At 38.8% G+C, this 1,726-nt stretch carries 2 protein-coding genes and 1 pseudogene; 2 read left to right on the top strand and 1 reads right to left on the bottom strand.

The window, feature by feature from the left end:
- Window positions 1–357 precede the first annotated feature (357 nt).
- The gene (aphA, locus tag QZ106_RS10250; protein ID WP_109433268.1) at window positions 358–1,065 is read left to right on the top strand and encodes an acid phosphatase AphA; all 708 of its coding nucleotides are present in this window, start codon (window positions 358–360) and stop codon (window positions 1,063–1,065) included.
- A 63-nt stretch (window positions 1,066–1,128) separates the two neighbouring features.
- Here the strand turns inward: aphA and QZ106_RS10245 are convergent.
- A pseudogene (locus QZ106_RS10245) lies at window positions 1,129–1,239 on the bottom strand (IS3 family transposase); the annotation flags it as partial.
- Window position 1,240: 1 nt separating this feature from the next.
- Here QZ106_RS10245 and QZ106_RS10240 point away from each other — a divergent pair.
- Window positions 1,241–1,699, top strand: a complete 459-nt coding sequence (locus QZ106_RS10240) for a hypothetical protein (RefSeq protein WP_295976708.1) — start codon at window positions 1,241–1,243, stop codon at window positions 1,697–1,699.
- Window positions 1,700–1,726: the final 27 nt, after the last annotated feature.

Raw genomic sequence — 1,726 nt, 5'->3', positions numbered from 1 at the left:
TAATGACAAAAAAGTGCGGTCATAAAATCAAAAGGATTCTGAACGTTGGCTTTGCCAACGGCTCCCCAGATAGCCCCCTTCTGACGCGTAGTTTTATCTATCTAAAAAATAAGCAAACTGAAGCTATTCATTAAAATAGTAAAAATCTGAATCAAACGAAATTGATATTTCAGGCACGCGTTAGGAAACGCGCGCTATCGTGGGGAAAAACAATATTGGTTATTTATTCACCAATCACATGATAAAAATGTGATCACGGTCAAAATTTTGTATAGCAAACGATTGCTTGAAATTGCGTAATAGAACAAAAAAGGTAGGATTGCCGCCGATATATTCACAATCTCATCAGGAGTCACTATGAAAAATCTTGTTAAACTTTCTCTTGTCGCCCTTTTAACCGCGGCAGCAATTCCCGCCATGGCGGCCAAAACCGAACCTTATACCAATCAAGGTACCAATGCCCGTGAAATGCTCGTGGAACAACCAATCCACTGGATTTCCGTTGAGCAACTGAAAAAAGAGTTGGAAGGCAAAGCACCGATTAATGTAAGTTTTGATATTGACGATACCGTGCTATTCAGTAGTCCTTGTTTTTATCACGGACAACAAAAATATTCTCCGGGTAAGCATGATTACTTAAAAAATCAGGATTTCTGGAATGAAGTGAATGCCGGTTGTGACCAATATTCTATTCCAAAACAAATTGCCATAGATTTAATTAATATGCACCAAGCCCGTGGCGACCAAATTTATTTCATCACAGGACGCACTGCCGGCGATAAAGATGGCGTTACCCCAGTATTACAAAAAGCCTTTAATATTAAAGACATGCACCCGGTAGAATTCATGGGTGGGCGTGAGCTTAGCACCAAATACAACAAAACTCCTGGCATTATCAAACACAAAGTTACCATTCACTACGGCGACAGTGACGACGATATTCTTGCTGCCAAAGAAGCTGGCGTTCGCGGCATCCGCCTCATGCGCGCTGCTAACTCCACTTACCAACCAATGCCAACCCTTGGTGGATATGGTGAAGAAGTGTTAATTAACTCAAGCTATTAATTTTTAAAAACACATAAAAAATTGACCGCACTTTGATCTGCCCCCAAAAGTTGGACAGGTTAGTTAACTTAAATATTGAGCTCGGTATTGCACCGAGCTCAATCCTTTTAAATCGAGTTTAATTCGTTTTTGGTTGTAATACACTAAATATTCTTCAATTTCAGCCTGTAATTCAGTGTTTGGGGGGAGTAATTTTTATGCGTTTGCACCAAATACTACGAAATGGATAGATACATTAGGTTGGTTTAAATATCATGGAAATTGGTGTGGACCAGACTGGACAGGGGGGAGAGAAGAGCAATACAGTAAGCTTCGAGACAATAACGGTTATTATGCTGAACCAATGGGAGTATTGGATACGGCTTGCAGGCAACATGACATTTGTTATGCTAAGTGTAGGGAACAATTCTCATGTTCAGGATTAGAAAAATATAACTGTATGGTAAGGTGTGATGACACTCTTGTGAATACATCTAAAAATATCCAACATGATCCTAATTCTTCTTCTATAAAACGTTGGGGGCTTGAAAAGGCAATTTCACAACACTATGGACCAGAAAATGATACTAATACTTGCCAAAACCCACCATCCCTCAATAAAACAATTAAAAAAACGTCTAAAAATCATAGGTGATATTATGAAAATTTATAAATATATAAG

The organism is uncultured Aggregatibacter sp., from assembly GCF_901873365.1.
In the GTDB taxonomy this organism is placed as follows: Bacteria; Pseudomonadota; Gammaproteobacteria; order Enterobacterales; family Pasteurellaceae; genus Aggregatibacter.
This window is presented reverse-complemented; position numbering and strand designations above follow the sequence as displayed.

What these genes read in the sequence shown, in the direction of transcription:
- aphA (WP_109433268.1), top strand. Translation starts at nt 358, where the DNA reads ATGAAAAATCTTGTTAAACTTTCTCTTGTCGCCCTTTTAACCGCGGCA.